Annotated in this window: 18 protein-coding genes; 10 read left to right on the forward strand and 8 right to left on the reverse strand. The window is 73.2% G+C overall.

Features of this window, described 5'->3' with window-relative positions:
* Positions 1–196: 196 nt before the first annotated feature.
* On the reverse strand, positions 197–874 hold the full coding sequence (locus OHT77_RS23905) for a response regulator transcription factor (RefSeq protein WP_328830535.1): 678 nt from the start codon (positions 872–874) through the stop codon (positions 197–199).
* 135 nt (positions 875–1,009) lie between these two features.
* Between OHT77_RS23905 and OHT77_RS23910 the strand changes: the two genes are divergently transcribed.
* Positions 1,010–1,831, forward strand: a complete 822-nt coding sequence (locus OHT77_RS23910) for a COG4705 family protein (RefSeq protein WP_328830536.1) — start codon at positions 1,010–1,012, stop codon at positions 1,829–1,831.
* A 117-nt stretch (positions 1,832–1,948) separates the two neighbouring features.
* Here OHT77_RS23910 and OHT77_RS23915 read toward each other — a convergent pair whose 3' ends face one another.
* From OHT77_RS23915 to OHT77_RS23925, 3 genes are all read right to left on the reverse strand, one after another.
* Positions 1,949–3,112, reverse strand: coding sequence for a serine hydrolase domain-containing protein (locus OHT77_RS23915; RefSeq protein WP_328830537.1), 1,164 nt, complete (start codon positions 3,110–3,112; stop codon positions 1,949–1,951).
* Between the two features lie 148 nt (positions 3,113–3,260).
* The gene (locus OHT77_RS23920) at positions 3,261–3,920 is read right to left on the reverse strand and encodes a response regulator transcription factor (protein ID WP_266770195.1); all 660 of its coding nucleotides are present in this window, start codon (positions 3,918–3,920) and stop codon (positions 3,261–3,263) included.
* Positions 3,921–3,992: 72 nt separating this feature from the next.
* Positions 3,993–5,282: a sensor histidine kinase gene (locus OHT77_RS23925; protein WP_328830538.1), complete on the reverse strand. Its 1,290-nt coding sequence runs from the start codon at positions 5,280–5,282 to the stop codon at positions 3,993–3,995.
* A 176-nt stretch (positions 5,283–5,458) separates the two neighbouring features.
* On the opposite strand from OHT77_RS23925, the gene OHT77_RS23930 reads away from it, so the two are divergent.
* From OHT77_RS23930 to OHT77_RS23970, 9 genes are all read left to right on the forward strand, one after another.
* Positions 5,459–5,668: a hypothetical protein gene (locus OHT77_RS23930; protein ID WP_266770193.1), complete on the forward strand. Its 210-nt coding sequence runs from the start codon at positions 5,459–5,461 to the stop codon at positions 5,666–5,668.
* Positions 5,665–6,408: an ABC transporter ATP-binding protein gene (locus OHT77_RS23935; RefSeq protein WP_328830539.1), complete on the forward strand. Its 744-nt coding sequence runs from the start codon at positions 5,665–5,667 to the stop codon at positions 6,406–6,408. The genes OHT77_RS23930 and OHT77_RS23935 overlap by 4 nt, the downstream gene beginning before the upstream one ends.
* 3 nt (positions 6,409–6,411) lie before the next feature.
* Positions 6,412–8,943 (forward strand): ABC transporter permease, encoded by a 2,532-nt coding sequence (locus OHT77_RS23940; protein ID WP_328830540.1) that lies wholly within the window; start codon positions 6,412–6,414, stop codon positions 8,941–8,943.
* A 192-nt stretch (positions 8,944–9,135) separates the two neighbouring features.
* Entirely contained in the window at positions 9,136–10,353 is a 1,218-nt protein-coding gene (locus OHT77_RS23945; RefSeq protein ID WP_328830541.1) for a serine hydrolase domain-containing protein, read from the forward strand.
* Positions 10,354–10,515: 162 nt separating this feature from the next.
* Positions 10,516–11,814, forward strand: a complete 1,299-nt coding sequence (locus OHT77_RS23950; RefSeq protein ID WP_328834319.1) for an NAD(P)/FAD-dependent oxidoreductase — start codon at positions 10,516–10,518, stop codon at positions 11,812–11,814.
* A 68-nt stretch (positions 11,815–11,882) separates the two neighbouring features.
* Positions 11,883–12,644, forward strand: coding sequence for a DUF1365 domain-containing protein (locus OHT77_RS23955; RefSeq protein WP_328834320.1), 762 nt, complete (start codon positions 11,883–11,885; stop codon positions 12,642–12,644).
* Positions 12,641–13,957 (forward strand): cyclopropane-fatty-acyl-phospholipid synthase family protein, encoded by a 1,317-nt coding sequence (locus OHT77_RS23960; RefSeq protein WP_328830542.1) that lies wholly within the window; start codon positions 12,641–12,643, stop codon positions 13,955–13,957. Before OHT77_RS23955 ends, OHT77_RS23960 begins: the two co-directional genes overlap by 4 nt.
* Positions 13,954–14,772, forward strand: coding sequence for a DUF1295 domain-containing protein (locus OHT77_RS23965; protein ID WP_328830543.1), 819 nt, complete (start codon positions 13,954–13,956; stop codon positions 14,770–14,772). Before OHT77_RS23960 ends, OHT77_RS23965 begins: the two co-directional genes overlap by 4 nt.
* Positions 14,773–14,852: 80 nt before the next feature.
* Positions 14,853–15,503, forward strand: coding sequence for an alpha/beta fold hydrolase (locus tag OHT77_RS23970; RefSeq protein ID WP_328830544.1), 651 nt, complete (start codon positions 14,853–14,855; stop codon positions 15,501–15,503).
* Positions 15,504–15,580: 77 nt separating this feature from the next.
* Here the strand turns inward: OHT77_RS23970 and OHT77_RS23975 are convergent, their stop codons facing one another.
* From OHT77_RS23975 to OHT77_RS23990, 4 genes are read right to left on the reverse strand one after another with little or no spacing between them, the layout of a single operon-like run.
* Positions 15,581–16,534: a YihY/virulence factor BrkB family protein gene (locus OHT77_RS23975; RefSeq protein ID WP_328830545.1), complete on the reverse strand. Its 954-nt coding sequence runs from the start codon at positions 16,532–16,534 to the stop codon at positions 15,581–15,583.
* A complete protein-coding gene (locus tag OHT77_RS23980) occupies positions 16,524–17,108 on the reverse strand; it encodes a hypothetical protein (RefSeq protein WP_328830546.1) in 585 nt (194 codons plus the stop codon). The genes OHT77_RS23975 and OHT77_RS23980 overlap by 11 nt, the downstream gene beginning before the upstream one ends.
* Positions 17,108–18,109, reverse strand: a complete 1,002-nt coding sequence (locus OHT77_RS23985) for a DUF6286 domain-containing Asp23/Gls24 family envelope stress response protein (RefSeq protein WP_328830547.1) — start codon at positions 18,107–18,109, stop codon at positions 17,108–17,110. Before OHT77_RS23985 ends, OHT77_RS23980 begins: the two co-directional genes overlap by 1 nt.
* On the reverse strand, positions 18,106–18,291 hold the full coding sequence (locus tag OHT77_RS23990; RefSeq protein WP_328830548.1) for a hypothetical protein: 186 nt from the start codon (positions 18,289–18,291) through the stop codon (positions 18,106–18,108). The genes OHT77_RS23985 and OHT77_RS23990 overlap by 4 nt, the downstream gene beginning before the upstream one ends.
* Positions 18,292–18,332 lie beyond the last annotated feature (41 nt).

Here is an 18,332-nt window from a genome sequence, read left to right on the forward strand (position 1 = left end):
CCTCCCGCCTTACGAGGCAAGGGAGTTCAGCCCCATGTCACGACAGACCCTCCGCCTGGCGCTACGACGGGGCTTTCCCCGTGGCGCTACGACGGGACCTTCCCGGTGCCGCTACGACGAGCCCCTCCCCTTGGCGCTACGACGTGCCGCTCCCCGGCGCCGCCCGCCCCATCCCCCTCCCCATCCCCGTCCCCGCTCAGGTCAACCGATGCCCGACCCCGCGAGCCGTCCCGATCGTGCGGGTGCTGCCCGCCTCGCGGAGTTTGCGCCGGAGGCGGGTCAGGTACTGGTCGAGGGTGTTGTCGTGGACGCGGGCGCCCTCGGGCCAGGCCGCGCGGACCAGTTCGCGGCGGCCCACGAGCCCGCCCGACGCGGCCATGAGCGCGGCCAGCAGGCGGAACTCGGTCGGGGTCAGGCCGACCCGGGTGTCCCGGACGCCGACCGCGTGCCGGACGGCATCCAGGATCAGGTCACCCTCCGGCGGCTCTCCCTCCGGCGCGGCGGGCGGACGCGCCGTCCGCTGCAGCGCCGCCCGCAGCCGGGCCGCGAGTTCGACGAGATGGAACGGCTTGGTCAGATAGTCGTCGCCGCCCGCCGAGAACCCGGACAGCCGGTCGGGCAGCCGGTGCTGGGCGGTCAGGAAGACGACGGGGGAGCGGAAGCCGTTCGCCCGCATCGCCTGGCACACGTCCCGCCCGTCGGCGTCGGGCAGCCCGATGTCGAGCACGACGGCGGCGATGTCCGCACCGGCCAGCCGCAGCGCGGTCGCCCCGTCCGGCGCGGGCACGGTGTCGAAGTCCTCGTCGCGCAGCCCGCGCATCAGCACGTCCCGCAGGGTGTGATCGTCCTCGACGACCAGGATGGCCGGGCGCATGGTCCTCCTGTGCTGACTGCCGTGCCGTGACCATGGTGACTACAGTCATGTAGACGGTCTACCGAACTGTAGACGAAGCCGGCGCCCCGCGGCAGTCAGGATGCGTTCAGGCACCCGCTGGCACCGTCGGACCCCATGACCTACGAGATCCCCCGCAGCGGCGACACCGCCGCCCCGCCGCCACCCGCCCCGCCCCGCCCGCGCCGCAACAAGGTCCCCGAAGTCACCGCGTACTTCTGGATCATCAAGGTGCTGTGCACGACGGTCGGCGAGACCGCGGCCGACCTGCTCAACGAGAAGGCGGGCCTGGGCCTGACCGGGGTGTCGCTGCTGATGAGCGCGCTGCTCGCGGTCGTCCTGGTCGTCCAGTTCCGTACGGCCGCCTACCGCGCGGGCGTGTACTGGCTCGCCGTGGCCCTCATCAGCGTGGTCGGCACCCTGATCAGCGACAACCTCACCGACAACATGGGCGTCCCGCTGGAGACCACCACCACGGTGTTCGCGATCGCCCTCGCGGTCGTCTTCGTCGTCTGGTACCGGCGCGAGGGCACCCTGTCGATCCACAGCATCGACACGACGGGCCGCGAGGCGTACTACTGGCTGGCCGTCCTGTTCACCTTCGCCCTCGGCACGGCGGCCGGTGACCTGGTCTCCGAGCGCATGAACCTCGGCTACTGGCTCGCCGCGACCCTCTTCGCCCTGGCCATCGGCGCGGTCGCGATCGCCCACCGCGCGCTGGGCCTGGGCGCGGTGGTGAGTTTCTGGATCGCCTACGTCCTCACCCGCCCGCTCGGCGCCTCGATCGGCGACTACCTCTCCCAGCCGACCGGCGACGGCGGCATCGGCCTCGGCACCGTCGTCACCAGCGCGCTGTTCCTGGCCGTCATCCTCGGCCTGGTCGTCCACCTGGCGGTGACCCGCAAGGACGTCATCGAGCCGGTGGCACACGGCAGTTGACCGCAGGAGGCGGCGCCCAGAAACCCTGGGCGCCGCCAGCCGAACCCGTCCCCTACGACCCCCCGACATCCCCTAGGTGCTTGAGATCCCCTACGACCCTGACCTCCCCCAGGTCCCCTACTTCCCCCCGGCGCCGCACAGCTCCGTGTCGATCAACGCGTTCTGCGCCACCTCGGTCGACAGATCGGACGCCCCGTCCCCCGTCGCCTCCAGCACCACGGCATGGCGGCCGTCCGCGCTGACCCCGTCGCGGGTGGTGTAGCCGGAGAGGTCGCCAGCGTGGCTGTAGTAGACGCCGCCGCAGGTCAGGGGGATCTCCATCAGGCCGAGGCCGTAGCGGGCGCCGGGCCAGACGGGGTCGAGGGACGCGGCTCGTACCGTCGTCTTCATCTCCGCCAGCTGGGCCGGGCGCAGGAGTTTGCCGCCGACGAGGGCCGAGAAGAAGCGGGTCAGGTCGCCCGTCGTGCTGATCATCGCGCCCGCCGAACCCGCGGCCGACGGGTTGAAGTCGGTGACGTCGATGACCGGGCCGCCTTCGCCGAAGTCCGAGTAACCGTGCAGGTGTTGGCCGGAGATGCGGGCGGACGTGTCCGGGGCGGAGGTGTCGCGCAGGGACAGCGGGCGGATGATCCGCCGGGTCACCTCCTGCTGCCACGTGTGGCCGGTGGCCTTCTGGACGATCATCCCGGCGAGGATGTAGTTGGTGTTGGAGTACTCCCACTGCGTGCCCGGCGCGAAGTCCGGGGCGTGCCGCATCGCGATGCCGACCAGCTGTTGCGAGGTCCACGTCGTGTAGCGGTCGGCCTCGAAGCCCGCCGCCGTCGTGATCGCCGGGAAGTCCGCCGTGTAGTTGAAGAGTCCGCTGGTGTGGTTCAGCAACTGCCGTACGGTGATGGCGTTTCCGTCGTTCCCGTTGCCGTCCACCACGCCGGGCAGCCAGTGTTCGACCGTGTCGTCCAGCGACACCCTTCCCTCACCGACCAGTTGGAGCATCACCGTGGACACGAACGCCTTCGTGCTGCTGGCGATCCGGAACTTGTCGGTGACCCGGGCCGCCCGGCCCGTCGCGGTGTCGGAGACCCCGGTGGTGGCGTACCGCCGGCCGCCCGGACCCGTCGACTGGGCCACGACGGCGACCGTTCCGGTCTTCTCGATGGCGTCCACGCTCTGCTGGAGCGTGCTCCGGTGCCGGGACTCCGTGGCGCTCGCCATGGGCGTCGCCAGACCCAGTCCGACGGCGGCCAGCGCGGCTACGGCGGTGAGGTGACGGGGCTTCAACATGGGCTGTCTCCAGGGGAGTTGGTGGTCCGGCGCTCCGGACTCGCGGTGTGTTCACCAACCTAGGGAGACGGCACACGGTGATCGATCCAGCGCACGGGCCGGTCCGCCGTACAGCCTGCTGTACCAAGGGGCTCGGCCCGACGGCCGGTCACCCCTGCCGTCGTAGGTCCTCCAGATAGCGCAGGACCGCCGCGACCCGTCGGTCGACCTGGTCCGTGGGGGACAGGTCGAGCTTGGCGAAGATGCTGCGGATGTGTTTGTGGACGGCGCCGTCGGTGACGACGAGCTTTCCGGCGATGGCCGAGTTGCCCAACCCCTCGGCCATCAGGGCGAGTACGTCGCGTTCGCGCGGGCTGAGCCGGTCGAGGCGGGTGTCCTGGCGGGAGCGGGTGAAGAGCTGGGCGACGACCTCGGGGTCGATGGCGGTGCCGCCCGCCGCCACGCGGTGCAGCGCGTCGAGGAACTCCTCGACCCGGCCCACCCGTTCCTTGAGCAGATACCCCAGCCCACTGACCCCGCCGCCGAGCAGCTCCGTGGCGAAGCTCTGCTCGACGTACGCGGAGAGCACGAGCACCGCGAGGTCGGGGCGGCGCCGCCGGGCCTCGACGGCGGCGACGATGCCCTCGTCGGTGTGGGTCGGCGGCATCCGCACGTCGAGGATGGCGACATCGGGCTTGTGGACGTCGATGGCGTCCAGGGCCTCGTCCGGGGTGCCGGCGGTGGCCACCACGTCCAGGCCCTCGGCGCGCAGCAGCAGGGCGAGCCCCTCGCGCAGCAGCGCGTCGTCCTCGGCGATCACGATCCGCATGTCCGTCAGGCCTTCCTGTTCAGGTACCGCATCGCAGGCTCTCGGCTCTCTTCGCTCGTCACGATCCCCGCCTCACATACCGCAGGGGAGATCCACGGCCAGGACGGTCGGGCCGCCCGGTGGGCTGGTCAGGGTGAGGCCGCCGTCGTGCGCGGCGACACGGCGCCGGATGCCGGTGAGCCCCGAGCCGCCCTCCGCGTCCGCGCCGCCCCGGCCGTCGTCCTCGACGCGCAGCAGGAGCCGGTCGCCGCTGCCGCGTGCCGTGACCGTCGCGTGCCGCGCCCCGCTGTGCTTGGCGATGTTGGTCAGGGCCTCGGCGACGACGAAGTAGGCGGTGGCCTCGACGGACGCGGCGCAGCGCGCGGGCACGTCCACGTCGATCCGGCACGGCACCGCGCTGTCCGCGGCGAGACCGGAGAGCGCGCCCGCGAGACCCCGGTCGGCGAGCACCGGCGGGAGGATGCCGCGGGCGACCGTGCGCAGTTCGGCCAGCGCCTGTTCGGCGGCGGACTGGGCGCGTTCGAGGAGTTCGTCGGCGCCCTCGGGGTCGCGGGCCACCATGCGGCGGGCCGCTCCCAGCAACACGGCGACGGAGACGAGCCTGTTCTGCGCGCCGTCGTGCAACGACCGCTCGATGCGCCGGAGTTCGGTCGCGTGCGCGTCGAGCGCGGCGGCCCGCGTCGCGGTCAACTCCGCTACTCGCAGGGACAGATCGACGTCCGGACCGGCCGCCAGGAGCAGCTGTCCCGGGCCCGACTGGAGCCGGGCCATGCCGGGTGTCAACCCCAGGATGATCGCGATCCAGCCGATGCCCAGCAGCGCCACGGCGAGGGCGTCCGGCCAGGTGTGCGCGCTGCCGACGCCGAGCGAGGTGGCCGTCGTGTTCGCGGGCATGAACGTCCAGTACAGCGGGAACGCGGTGTCCCGCACGGCGAGGACCGGCAGCAGCACCCCGGCCGCCCCGAGCAGCGCCCCGACGGTGGAGTGCCGTACCAGCCACCGCAGTTCACGGTGGGTGGCGGGGTCGGCGAGGGCCGCCCGCAGCCGCGTCGGCGGTGGCTCCGGGGCGACGACCTCCGGGCCCCAGCGGGCGAGCCGGTCGCGCTCCCGTCCGGCCAGGGAGTGCAGGGCGCGCAGCGCCGCGGGCGCCATCAGCAGCCCCACCCCGACCACGCTCGTCACGGCGGCGAGGGCCAGCCACAGCGTCAACAGCACAGCACGCGCTGCCGTGTTGAGGCCGGAGGCGAGTTGCGCGACGGCACGGGCGGCGGCGCGCAGGGTCCGTAGCGCGATGTCCTTGGCGCTCTCGCGGGGGATGGCCGCGACCGCCCCGTCACCGGCCTCGCGCGTGCTCGCTGTCATGCGGAGGACCCTATGCCGTACGGCTGTTCCCCGGGGGCGGAGGAAGGGTGGAGAAACAAGGAGTACAGCCTGCTGTACCCCGAACCGGGCGGGCTGCGGGATCGGCCGCGAGGGGTGCTGATCCATAGCGTCGGTGACGACAGGACGTACGGCACACGACCACGGGAGAAGCCCCCATGCCGGACACGACGAGCACCGATCCCGACCGGCTCAGCCCCGGGGACATCGCCCGCACCCTCCTCTGGACGGCGGTGGTGGCCAGCGCGGTCGCCAACATGGCGGTGTCCTTCGGCGGCGCCGACACCTGGGTGCACCTGGTGTGCGGCGCGGTCACCGTGCTGTGCGCGGGCACCCTCGCGGTACGCGGTCTGCGGGGCCGGCGATGAACACCACCACCACCGCAGTGAGCACCGCCGCCATCGCCCTGGACGGCGTCAGCAAGGCCTACCCCGGGGGCGTACGCGCCCTGGACGACGTGTCGTTGACCGTGGAGCGCGGCACCTTCCTCGCCGTGATGGGGCCCTCCGGCTCCGGCAAGAGCACGCTGATGCACTGTGCCGCCGGGCTCGACTCCCCGACGTCGGGCAGTGTCCGCATCGAAGGCCGCGAGATCGCCGGGCTGAACGAGACCAAGCGGACCCAACTCCGTCGTGAGCGCGTGGGGTTCGTGTTCCAGGCGTACAACCTGATCCCGTCCCTCTCCATCGAGGACAACATCACGCTGCCGCTCCGGCTGGCGGGCCGCACCGCCGACCGCGACTGGCTGCGCACGCTGGTCGAGCGGGTCGGGCTCGCGGACCGGCTGTCCCACCGCCCGGCCGAGCTGTCCGGCGGCCAGCAGCAAAGAGCCGCCGTCGTACGGGCGTTGGTGGCCCGCCCCGCTGTCGTGTTCGCCGACGAACCGACCGGGGCGCTCGATCTGCGCAGCGCCCACGAGGTACTCGACCTGCTCCGCGACCTCGTCGACGACCTGCGCCAGACGGTCGTGATGGTCACCCACGACCCGGCCGCCGCCGCCCGCGCCCACCACGTGCTGGTGATGGCCGACGGCAGGGTCGTCGACGCCCTCAAGGCACCCACCGCCGCCGAACTGGCAAGCCGTCTCGTCGAGTTGGGGAGGGCCTGAGCCATGTTCCGTCTCGCGCTACAGATGGTCGGCCACCGGGTCACCGCCCTGATCGCCGTGGCCTGCGCGGTGCTCGGCGGCGCGGCCCTGGTCACCGCGACCGGCGTCCTCGCCGAGTCCGGCCTCCGTTCCCACCTGCCCGCGGGCCGCCTCGCCGGAGCCTCCGTCGTGGTCGCCGCCGACCAGGAGTTCCACCCGCCGGGCGACCTCCCGCTCGCCCTCCCGGAACGTCGTCGCGTCCCGGCCCAACTTGTCGGCGAGCTCGGCACGTTGCCGGGCGTGACCGAGGCCGTCGGCGACATCGGCTTCCCGGCCGCTCTCGTCGACGCGCACGGCCGGGTCGTGGCGGCGTCGTCCGAGGACCCGCAGGTGACGGGGCACGGCTGGTCCTCGACGAAGCTGCTGGCCGCCCCGCGCATCGAGGGCAGCGCGCCCACCGGTGCCGGCGAGGTCGCGGTGGACGGTACGACCGCCGCGGCGGCCGGTGTCAAGCCGGGCGACCGCGTCCAGGTCGTCGTCAACTCCCGGCCCGCGAGCGGCTATCGCGTGTCGGCGGTGGTCAACGCCCCGGGCGCCGGTGTCTACTTCGCCGACAGGACGGCCACAAAACTGTCGGGCCTGTCCAGCCGTGTCGACCTGGTCGGTCTGCGCACCGCGCCCGGCGCCGAGTCGCGGGTCGCCGCCGAAGTCCGTACGAAGCTGAAGGGCACCGGACTCCTGGCCGTCACCGGAGCCGGGCGGGGCGACACGGCGGCGCCCGGGGCCGGGGCCTCGCGGTCGCTGCTGGTGCTGCTGGCCGGGTCGCTGTCCGGGATCGTGCTGCTGATCACCGGGTTCGTGATGGCGAGCGCGCTGGCCGTGGCGATCGGCGGGCAACGGCGGGACCTGGCGCTGATGCGGGCGGTGGGCGCGACGCCGAAGCAGATCCGGCGGCTGGCCGCGGCGCAGTCGACGGTGGTCGCGGCCGTCGCCGTGGCACCCGGGGTGGGGCTCGGGTATCTGCTGGCCGGACAGTTCAGGGGACTGCTCGCGGACCGGGGTGTGATACCGGCCCAACTGCCGCTCACCTTCAGCCCGTTGCCCGCGTTCGCCGCGGTCGTGCTGATGCTGCTCGCCGTCCAGGTGTCGGCACGCGGGTCGGCCTGGCGGACCTCGCGGATGCCGGCGACCGAGGCGGTCGCCGAGTCGCGCAGCGAGCCGCGTGATCCGTCGCGGACCCGGACCCGGATCGGCGTGGCCGTCATCGTCGTGGCGACCGCGGGGTCGGCGCTGCCGCTGTTCTCCCGCACGGTCATCGGCGCCACCGCGACCTCGCTCGCCGGGATCATCGGGGCGATCGGGCTGGCCCTGGCGGGACCGGCGCTGGTGCGGGGCGTCGGCGGGGCGGCGGCCCGTGCGACACGGCACGGCGGCTCCGCGCCGACCTGGCTGGCGATGGCCAACCTGCGCGCCTACGCCCTGCGCAACGCGGGGATCGTCTCCACGCTGGCCATGGCGGTCGTGTTCGTGCTGACGTACACCTTCACCCAGACGACCGTCCTGGCCGCCACCGCACAGGACACGACGACCGGGACCCTGGCCCAACTCCGGCTGAGCGCAACGGCGTTGGGCGGCCTGCCCGACGGCACGCCCGCCGCCGTACGCACGACGCGGGGCGTACGGGCCGCCGCGCCCGTCGGTTCGACCACCGTGGTGTGGCAGTACAAGGAGTTCGGCGACCCGGCGGCCGAGTCGGGTGCCGCGACGATCCTCACCCCGGACGCGGCGGGCGTCCTCGACCTCGGCGTACGGGACGGCAGCCTCGGCCGCCTCACCGGCGCGACCGTCGCCGTCAGCAGCGATGTCGCCCGGACGCGGTCCGCGACCGTGGGCCACACGATCGACCTGGTCCTCGGCGACGGCACGGAGGTCCACCCCAAGGTGGTCGCGGTCTACGACCGAGGGCTCGGCTTCGGCACGGTGGTGCTGGCCCACGACCTCGCCGCCGGACACACCACGACGGCCCTCGACCAGTCCCTCCTGATTCGCACGGACGGCACGGCGGCGGCACGACAGAACCTGACGGCGCTCGCCGCGTCCCGCCCCGGCCTGACCCTCGGACCCGCCACCTCCCCGTCCACCGGCGGCCTGAAGGACGCACCGCCCGAGGTGTGGATCAACCTCGCCACGATCGTGGTCCTGCTCGTCTACCTCCTGCTGAGCATCGCCAACAAGCTCGTCGCGGCCACCGCCCAGCGCCGGGTCGAACTGGGCGCCCTCCGCCTCAACGGCACCACACCCCGGCAGATCCGGGCGATGATGCGCCGCGAGGCCGCGATGACGGCGGCCACCGCCCTCACCACGGCCCTCCTGCTCTCCGCGATCCCGCTGGCGCTGCTGGGCCAGGGCTTCCTCGGCCGGCCCTGGCCCGCAGGCCCGGTCTGGCTCCTGCCCGGCCTCGCCCTCACGGTGACGGTCACCGCCTTCCTCACCATCGAGCTGCCCACCCGGCAGGCCCTGCGGACTCCGCCGGCGGACGCGATCCGCGCCCAGTGACCGGCCGCCCCCTCACCGGCCGTCCCCGTCCGCCGCACCGGAGGACATCCGTGCCGTAGACGAACATCGGTCCGATCGAGTGGTCTCGGGGGGACGCGTGCCGCAGGACGGCCGTGCGGCGGGCCCCGGATGGTGCCGTGGAACTCCCACCCCGACGCATCCCCACCCCCGACCCGGAAGAAGCGCCCCCACATGCGACGTACTCCTCCCCGACGACTCCTCGCGGCCGCGCTGCTGATGGCGTCCGTGCTGGCCGTCCCGATGACGGCGGCGCCGGCCGCGACCGCCGTCGGCGTGGTCCGTACCCACGGCAGTGCCCACGACGAGTGCTCCTCGGGCCCCGGGCTCGGCCGGGATGTGACGGCCCGGCTGGACAAGGCCATCGCCGGGGTCCGGCGCGACGCCGGTATCCCCGGTGTCGCCGTCGGGCTGTGGATGCCGGGCAAGGGCTGCTACGTCCGCGCGACCGGCGTCGCCGACAAGGCCACGGGGCAGCCGATGAGCACCGGCTTCTACTCGCGGATCGGCAGCGAGACCAAGACCTTCACGGTCACCGCGCTGCTCCAGCTCGTCGACGAGGGGCGCATCCGCCTCGACGACCCGATCTCGCGCTACGTCCCGGGCGTACCGAACGGCCGCCACATCACCCTGCGCCACCTGGCCGAGATGCGCAGCGGACTGTACCCGTACAGCGCCGACGCCGGCTTCGCGCACGACCTGCTGAGCGACCCGTACCGCACGTTCACCCCGCGTGAGCTGCTCGCGTACGGCTTCAAGCACCGCAACACCGGCGCGCCCGGCAAGGTCTTCGTCTACAACAACAGCAACCTCGTCCTCCTCGGCCTGGTGATCGAGAAGGTCACCGGCCACCACGTCGCCGACGTCATCAACCGGCGGGTGCTGCGCCCCGCCCACCTCGAGCGCACGCTGTTCCCCGACGGCCCGAACGTCCGCGAGTTCCCCGAGCCGCACGCGCACGGCTACACCAACCAGACCCTGACCGGCGCCGTCACCGACTCCACCGACTGGAACCCGAGCTGGGCCTGGTCGGCCGGCGCGATGATCTCGGACCTGCACGACCTGCACAGCTGGGCGAAGACCGTCGCCACCGGCGCCCTGCTCAGCCCGGAGACCCAGAAGCAGCGTCTGAAGGTGCTGCCGACCGGCTTCCCGGGCCTCGACTACGGCCTCGGGATCTTCGAGACCGGCGGCTGGATCGGGCACAACGGTTCCATCCCCGGCTACGAGTCCGTGACGGTCTACCTCCCCGCCCTCAAGGCGACCCTGGTCGTGCTGCTCAACACGGACATCACCACCGGCGGCCAGGAGCCGTCCACCCTGGTCGCCCGCGCGATCACGCAGATCGCCACCCCCGGTCACGTCTACGACGGCTCGACGCCCACGCGCTAGACCCGTTCCGCCCGCTCGACACCCCACCCCCAGGTCTCTGACCTGGGGGTTTCGTACTGGGGCGGGCGCCTCGCCACTCATTTCGACATTCGGCCAATCCGCTCCCCGACCTGATCCGGATTACGCGTGGACCTCTGACCGGCGGAAGGAGACGTGACGGAGATGGAGCAGGAGACGGAGACGGAGCGGACGGCGCGGTACGGGCGCCGGACCGCGGTGATCGGTTCCGGGGTGGCGGGGCTGACCGCCGCCTACCTCCTGGGCCGGGCCGGTCACGTCACCCTCTACGAGGCCGACGACCGACTCGGCGGACACGCGCACACCCATGAACTGACCTCGCCGCACGACGGCCGGGTGCACCGCGTCGACTCCGGCTTCATCGTGCACAACCGGCGTACGTACCCCCGCCTGTTGCGGCTCTTCGACGAACTCGGCATCCCCACGCAGGAGTCGGAGATGAGCATGTCGGTCCGCTGCGAGGGCTGCGGACTGGAATACGCCGGCGCGCGCGGCCCCGCCGGGCTCTTCGCCCAGCCCCGCAACCTCCTGCGTCCCCGCTATCTGCGGCTCCTCGCCGAGGTGCCCCTCTTCCACCGCGCGGCCCGCCGCCTGCTGGCCCGGGGCGGCCAAGAGGCCCTCACCCTGGGCGAGTTCCTTGACCGGGAGGGCTACTCCGCCTACTTCCGCACCCACTTCGTCACGCCAATGGTGTCGGCCGTCTGGTCCTGCGACGCCGAGACCGCCCAGCGCTACCCGGCCGCCTATCTGTTCCGGTTCCTGGAGCACCACGGCATGCTGTCGGTCAGCGGCTCGCCCGTGTGGCGCACGGTCACCGGCGGCTCCGGCACCTACGTCGACCGCATCGCCAAGCACATCGGCGAGATCCGGACCAACACCCCCGTGCGGTCCGTACGCCGTCACGCCGACAGCGTGGACATCACCGCCGAGGACGGCACCACCGAGTCCTACGACGCCGTCGTGATCGCCGTCCACCCCGACCAAGCGCTCCGGCTGCTCGCCGAACCGACCGCGCTGGAGCGGGAGGTGCTCGGCGCGTTCCCGTACTCCCGCAACACCACGCTCCTGCACACCGACACCCGGCTCCTGCCCCGCGCGCCGGGCGCCCGCGCGTCCTGGAACCACCTGATGCCGTCCTGCGAGGTCGGCGCCGAACGGGTCCGGGTCAGCTACGACATGAACCGCCTCCAACGCCTCGACGCCACCGAGACGTTCGTGGTCACCCTCGGCGGCGAGGACCGCGTCGACCCCGGCCGGGTGCTGGCCCGCATGGTCTACGAACACCCCGTCTACACCCCGGAGTCGGTGGCCGCGCAGCAGCGACTGCCCGAACTCGCCGGTGATGTCTGCGTGTTCGCGGGCGCCTATCACGGGTGGGGTTTCCACGAGGACGGGTGCCGGTCGGGTGTGGAGGCCGCGGCGGCGCTGGGGGTGCGGTGGTGAACGGACAGGCAGCGTGGGGGAGTCCGGCGCCGGAGGAGGCTTCGGCGCCGCCGAGTGCCGTACCCGCCCTGTACTCCTGCACGATCGCCCACGTCCGCACCACCCCGAGCCGCTACGCGCTGCGGCATCGCACGTACATGTGGCTCATCGACCCCGACCGGCCGCCCCGGCTCCCGCGCCTGCTGCGCCCCTTGGCCCGCTTCGACCCGCGCGACCACTTCACCGGCGACGACGGCCAGCCCTCGATCCGGGCCGGGCTCGACGCCTTCCTCGCCGGGCACGGGGTGGATCTGGACGGCGGCCGGGTGGTGATGCTGGCGCACGCGCGGGTGTTCGGGTACGTGTTCAACCCGCTGACGCTGTACTGGTGTCACGGCCCCGATGAGCAGCTGCGGTGTGTGGTAGCCGAGGTGCACAACACCTACGGCGGCCGGCACTGCTACCTCCTCCGGCCGGACGCGACCGGGACCGCGGACACCGAGAAGGCCTTGTACGTCTCGCCGTTCTTCCCGGTCGACGGCCACTACCGCATGCGGCTGCCCGCGCCCGGAGCCCACCTCTCCCTGACCGTGCACCTGGACCGCGAGGGCGGCCGTGCCTTCACCGCGACGGTACGCGGCACCCGGCGCGAGGCGAGCACCGCGCGGCTGCTGCGGCTGGCGGTGCGCCACCCCCTGTCCACCCTCGCGGTCTCGGCCGCGATCCGGGTCCACGGCATCCGCCTCTACCTGCGGGGACTGCCGGTCCAGCCCCGCCGCCGAGCCGACGAACGCCCCGGACTCCCTTCCGACGACCGCCCCGAGCACCGCACTTCGGAGACAGCGACATGACGACAGCAGAGCGCCGGTTCACCACCGGCACGCCCATCGCCGACGCCGGTGCGGTGCCCGCAAGCCACCCGCGCCCCGTCGACCCCACGGCCTGGCCCGACATCGCCGCCATACCCCGCGCCTCCCGCGTCCGTACCGCCCTCACCAGGGCTCTCGTCCGCCGAGCCCTCGCCCAACTCCCGCTCCGGGCCCGGTTCGCGGGCGCCCCGGACGTCGGCAAGGGCGGCCCGCTGATCGACGTCCACGACCCGGCCGCCTTCCACGCCCGCATCGGCACCGAGGGCCTGGTCGGCTTCGGCGAGTCGTACATGGCCGGTGAGTGGGACGCCCCCGACCTGGTCGCCGCGCTGACCGTGCTGGCCGGTCACGCGGCCGAGTTGATCCCGGCCCCGCTGCAACGGCTGCGCACCCTCTGGGCGCCGCGCCACCCGCACACCGAGCGCAACACCCCCGACGGTTCCCGCGCCAACATCAGCCGCCACTACGACCTGTCCAACGACCTCTTCGCGCTCTTCCTCGACGACACCCTCACCTACTCCTCCGCCGTGTTCCGCGGCTTCCCCGCGAGCCAGGACCTCCTCGCGGCGGCCCAACACCGCAAGATCGACCGCCTGCTGGACCTCGCGGACGTCGGCGAGGGCACCCGGCTCCTGGAGATCGGCACCGGCTGGGGCGAACTCGCCCTGCGGGCCGCGGCCCGGGGCGCCCGCGTCACCTCGCTCACCCTCTCCCGCGAACAGCGCGACCTGGCCGTGGAACGGGTGCGGGCGGCGGGTCTCGGCGAGCGGGTCTCCATCGAACTGTGCGACTACCGCGAGGCGTCGGGGACGTACGACGCGGTCGTCAGCGTCGAGATGATCGAGGCCGTCGGCGCCGAGTTCTGGCCGGTGTACTTCAGCGCGATCGACCAACGGCTCGCGCCGGGCGGCCGGTTGGCGCTCCAGGCCATCACCATGCCGCACGACCGGATGCTCGCGTCCCGGGACACCTTCACCTGGATCCACAAGTACGTCTTCCCCGGCGGACTCATCCCCTCCACCGACGCGATCGAGGAGACCGCCCGCGACCACACCGCCCTGCGCCTGGCCCGCCGCGACGCCTTCGGCGCCCACTACGCCGAGACGCTGCGCCTGTGGCGCGAACGGTTCACCGAGCGGGCCGACGAGGTCGCCGCGCTCGGCTTCGACGAGGTCTTCCACAGGCTGTGGACCTTCTACCTCGCCTACTCCGAGGCCGGTTTCCGTTCCGGTTATCTGGACGTCCAGCAGTACCTGTTCACCAAGCCGCACCCCGAGACGCGGGACGGGCGATGAACGGCTTCTCTTCGGGCTTCCCTTGGAGCGCCTTCGCGCTCAACCTCGCCTGGGCGGCCGGGGCTTCCCTTGCGGTGATGCTCGCGACCTTCGCCGTGGCGCTGCGCATCGGCGTGCACCGGATCGTCGACGTCGCCTGGGGTGCCGCCTTCGCGGCGGTGGCCGTAGCGACCTTCGCCGCCTCCGCCGGCGAGGGCGATGTCGTACGACGGCTGGTCGTGACGGTGCTGACGGCGGTCTGGGGGCTGCGGCTGGCGATCCACATCGGGCGCCGGGGCCGGGGCCACGGCGAAGACCCGCGCTACGAAAAGATGTTGGCCAAGGCGCCCGGCAGCCGCAACGCGTACGCCCTGCGCATGGTCTATCTCCTGCAGGGCTCGCTGGTCTGGCTGGTGTCCCTGCCGGTACAGGCGGCGCAGTACGTGCCGGGTCGGCCGTCCCTCGTCAACTACATCGCCGGTACGGCGCTGTGGGCGGTCGGAATCGGTTTCGAGGCCGTCGGGGACGCCCAACTGGCCCGGTTCCGCGCCGATTCCGCCAACCGGGGCAAGCTCATGGACCGCGGGCTGTGGTCCTGGACCCGGCACCCGAACTACTTCGGTGACTTCTGCGTGTGGTGGGGCCTGTTCCTGCTCACCTGCGACTCCGCGGCGGCGGCCGCCGTGTCCGTCGTATCGCCGGTGGTGATGAGCCTGTTGCTGACCCAGGGCAGCGGAAAACGCCTCCTGGAACAGCACATGGCCGACCGGCCCGGGTACGCCGAGTACCGTGCCCGCACCAGCGGTTTCTTCCCGCGTCCGCCGGCGCGGGAGTGAGGAAGGGGTACGTCATCGAGGCAGAGCCCGGCATCTCCCAACGGGTCGGTCAGCACGCGGCGTTGAGGGTACGGCGGCGCGTGGCGCACCCCCGGGCCGCCGTCCTCGTCCTGCACGGGGGCCAGTCGACGAGTGAACGCCCCGCGCGGCCCTGGCAGTTGGCCGCGCTGCGCATGAACTCCGTCGAGCGCGCGGTGGTCGCCCAACTCCCTTTCCCTGAGGTGCTGGTGGCCCGGGTCGCCTACCGCGTCCGCGGCTGGAACGGCGACCGTGCCGACGCGGCCCACGACACCCTGCGCGCGCTGGACGCCCTGACCGAACTCACCGGTCCCGTACCGACGGTGCTGCTCGGCCACTCCATGGGAGGCCGGGCAGCGCTGCGCGCGGCGGGTCATCCCCAGGTGCGTGGTGTCGTCGCCCTCGCCCCGTGGTGGCCGCCGGGGGAGCCGGTCGGGCAGACGGCGGGGCGTCATGTCGTCGCGCTGCACGGCGAACGCGACCACGTCACCTCCCCCGCGGAAACGGCGGACTGCGTACGCCGGGCACGGGACGAAGGCGCGACCCGGGCGGGCATGGCACGCATCGCCGACGGCGACCACGGGATGCTCCGCCGCCACGGCCTCTGGCACGACATGACGGCCGCCCTGGTCGCCCACCTGCTGGACCCCGGCGGTCTCGCCGACCCGTTGCCTGAGGGGAGTTATGGGGTGGGGGAGGTGCCGGTCCTCTGAGGGGTGCGGGTGAGCGGGGGTGACCGCCCCTGGGGGCTGCGGCCCCAGATCCCCATCGGCCCCGAAGGGCCTTGTCCTCACACGCCGGACGGGCTGGGTGTGTCCGGCCTGTGCTTGCTCGAGTCCCAGCCCTCCTGGGACGTACCGGCTGTTCCCGCCCTGCCCTTGGACAGTTCCGCCGCGAACTGCGCCCCGCTCAGCAGTGCCAGGTTCGACAGCCACAGCCAGACGAGGAACACGACGCTTCCGGAGAGGGAGCCGTAGAGCCGGCTGTATGCGCCGAGGGTCGTGGCGTAGGTGGAGAAGCCGGCGGAGACGAGGAGCCAGAGGGCGGCGGCGAGGACGCCGCCGGGGAGGCTGTGGCTGCGGCGGCGGGCTCCGGTGGGGCCGGTGTGGAAGACGACCACCACCAGGAGGGCCACCAGGCAGAGGAGGACCGGCCAGCGTAGGAGGTCCCAGGCCCAGGCCACTGTTTCGTCGACGCCTGCCATGCGGCCTACCGCCTCTGCCAGGGGGCCGGTCAGCAGGAGGGTCAGGGAGCCGACCAGGAGCAGGCCGAGGAGCGCCAGTGCCGTGAGGACGATGCGGGGGGCCTTGCGCAGGGGGGAACGGCGGTCCTGGGTGCGGTGCATGCGGTGCAGGGCTCGGCGGAACACGGCCAGGTAGCTCGTGGAGGACCACAGGGCGCTCACGCTGCCCGCGACCAGCAGGGGCCAGGCCGTGCGGTCGGTGCGCAGGACGTGGATCAGGGCCGCGTGGAGTTCGGTGCCGGAGTCCGCGGGGGCGTACGCCGTGACGTGGGTGACGAACTCCTCGGCCGTCTCCGGGCTGATCATGCCGAACGCGATGACCGTGGCGAGCATCGCCGGGAGCACCGCGAGGATGGCGTAGTACGTGAGGGCCGCCGCGTAGTCCGAGATGTCGTCGTTCCACAGGGACACCGGGGTGCGGCGCAGCGCGGGCCACCAGGCAGCCGGGGGCCGGGCCCCCGCGATGCGGCGGACCCGGCCGAGGTGCGACTCAGCGGACATGGGGCGCGCGGTGCGAGGTGGCGCTCAGCCGCAGCCTGGTGTGCGCGGTGTACGGGGCCGCCGCCGCGTCCGCCTCTGCGGTCACCGCGCGCAGGGCGGGGAGTACGGCGTCGGGGGAGGTGTCCGGCGCCAGCCAGATCCGCAGCTCCACCTCCAGCCGTCGGCCGCGCCGGGGCAGGACCCGGGCGTGGCCGCGGGCCACCCCGGGGACGGCCGCCGCGCGCGCCGCCAGCGCCTCGGCGAGTGCCTGCGGGCGGACCGTGCAGCCGGGGGAAGGGAGGGCCAGGCGGCGGGTGGCGCCCGTACGGAGTTGTCCGAGTGTCCAGAGCGCCAGCAGCACGGTCAGGCCGATCGACGCGGCCATCACCGTCGGCGTCCACCAGCCCTCGCCGCGCAGCCGCGCCAGCCGGTCCGGGTCCAGCAGGACCGTGCCCGTGCCGGCGGTGGGCCACCAGGACGGCAGGTGGGGGGTGAGGGTGCGGTCGGTCGCGGCCAGCCACGATCCGGTGAGGAGGAGGGCGAGGCCGGTGGCGCCGAGGACGGTTCGGTTGACGGCTGTGTGGGTGGTACGCATCACTGGTCAACTTCCTTGGCGACACGAGGGGTTGGGGGCTGAGCGGGCGGCTGCCACACCGGGTCCGGGGTGACCGTGACCCGTAGGCGGGGTTCGCGTCGTAGTCGGCAGGATGTCACGGCGGCGCGGGCAGCGGCCGTAACGGCGGCGCGGGCGATGGCGCGGTCGCCGAAGGCCAGCCGGGTGCGCACGGTGATCCGGCGGCGGCGGGCCCTGACCCGGACCGACGCGATGCCGGGTACGTCACCCACCGCGTCGCGGACCAGGGACTCCACCGCCGAGCGGTCCACGGCCGCGTCCACCCGCTCGGCCGCCGTGACGACGGTGGACCGGTGGCGCAGTCCGGGCGTGAGCGCGAGGACGACCATCCAGATGCCGAGCAGCCCCATCAGCGCGCCCGCGATCACCACCACCGGGTCGCCGGGACCGTGGTCCGCGAGCCAGTGGACCGCCGACATGCGCCAGGCCGCCGCCGGACGGTGCGCGGTGTGCACCTGGATCAGGTCGAAGGCGAGGGCTCCGCAGGCCACCGTGGCGAGCAGGGTCAGGAGGGTGAGCGGAGTTCTGCGCCCCGACCACCAACGGCGGGCCGCGGCGGGGGAGTCGGTGTCCTCGGTCGGGGACACCGGAGCGCGGGAGTACTTCGGCGCCGCGAGCGCGGTGACGTCGACGTGCGCGGTCGGTACGTCCAAGCCCGTCAACTCCCTCGTACGGTCCACCACATGGCGCTGGACGTCCCGCGCGCCCTCGGCCAGCGGGGCCGGATAGGGGAGCGTCACCCCGAGCGACACCTCCGCCCTTCCGCCCCGCACGGTCGCGGTCGCCTTGGCCGTACGGCCGGGCAGCGCCTCCGCGGTCGCCCGCTCGGCGATCCTGCGCACGGCCCGCTCGGAGACGGTGGTGGTGCCCCGGAAGGAGGCGGCGGGTGGCGCCAACTCCGGGGCGGGGGCGCCCTGTTCGGCAGGGAGCGGGTCCGCCTCCCGCTGCGCGGCCGTGGTCATCGACGGCCCCGCTCGAACGCGTCCCGTACGTCCTGGACCGTGCCGCCGCGTTCGAACCAGTGGCCCACCGCCCAGCCCAGGCCGCCGAGCGCGGCCACGAGCAGGAAGGCGCCGAAGCCGCCGAACCAGCCGGCGAACGCCAGGGCCATGCCCGCGATCATCCCCACGAACGGTGTGCGCATGCCCGTCCACCTCCACCTGTCACCGGATCCACCACTCCACT

It is taken from the genome of Streptomyces sp. NBC_00252 (assembly GCF_036187565.1).
In the GTDB taxonomy this organism is placed as follows: domain Bacteria; phylum Actinomycetota; class Actinomycetes; order Streptomycetales; family Streptomycetaceae; genus Streptomyces.

Bases quoted from the DNA above. Each gene is read 5' to 3' on its own strand.
- OHT77_RS23975 (WP_328830545.1), bottom strand. From the start codon at position 16,534: ATGTCCGCTGAGTCGCACCTCGGCCGGGTCCGCCGCATCGCGGGGGCC.
- OHT77_RS23965 (WP_328830543.1), top strand. From the start codon at position 13,954: ATGAACGGCTTCTCTTCGGGCTTCCCTTGGAGCGCCTTCGCGCTCAAC.
- OHT77_RS23940 (WP_328830540.1), top strand. From the start codon at position 6,412: ATGTTCCGTCTCGCGCTACAGATGGTCGGCCACCGGGTCACCGCCCTG.
- OHT77_RS23950 (WP_328834319.1), top strand. From the start codon at position 10,516: ATGGAGCAGGAGACGGAGACGGAGCGGACGGCGCGGTACGGGCGCCGG.
- OHT77_RS23980 (WP_328830546.1), bottom strand. From the start codon at position 17,108: ATGCGTACCACCCACACAGCCGTCAACCGAACCGTCCTCGGCGCCACC.
- OHT77_RS23945 (WP_328830541.1), top strand. From the start codon at position 9,136: ATGCGACGTACTCCTCCCCGACGACTCCTCGCGGCCGCGCTGCTGATG.
- OHT77_RS23990 (WP_328830548.1), bottom strand. From the start codon at position 18,291: ATGCGCACACCGTTCGTGGGGATGATCGCGGGCATGGCCCTGGCGTTC.
- OHT77_RS23930 (WP_266770193.1), top strand. From the start codon at position 5,459: ATGCCGGACACGACGAGCACCGATCCCGACCGGCTCAGCCCCGGGGAC.
- OHT77_RS23920 (WP_266770195.1), bottom strand. From the start codon at position 3,920: ATGCGGATCGTGATCGCCGAGGACGACGCGCTGCTGCGCGAGGGGCTC.
- OHT77_RS23925 (WP_328830538.1), bottom strand. From the start codon at position 5,282: ATGACAGCGAGCACGCGCGAGGCCGGTGACGGGGCGGTCGCGGCCATC.
- OHT77_RS23935 (WP_328830539.1), top strand. From the start codon at position 5,665: ATGAACACCACCACCACCGCAGTGAGCACCGCCGCCATCGCCCTGGAC.
- OHT77_RS23905 (WP_328830535.1), bottom strand. From the start codon at position 874: ATGCGCCCGGCCATCCTGGTCGTCGAGGACGATCACACCCTGCGGGAC.
- OHT77_RS23985 (WP_328830547.1), bottom strand. From the start codon at position 18,109: ATGACCACGGCCGCGCAGCGGGAGGCGGACCCGCTCCCTGCCGAACAG.
- OHT77_RS23960 (WP_328830542.1), top strand. From the start codon at position 12,641: ATGACGACAGCAGAGCGCCGGTTCACCACCGGCACGCCCATCGCCGAC.
- OHT77_RS23915 (WP_328830537.1), bottom strand. From the start codon at position 3,112: ATGTTGAAGCCCCGTCACCTCACCGCCGTAGCCGCGCTGGCCGCCGTC.
- OHT77_RS23910 (WP_328830536.1), top strand. From the start codon at position 1,010: ATGACCTACGAGATCCCCCGCAGCGGCGACACCGCCGCCCCGCCGCCA.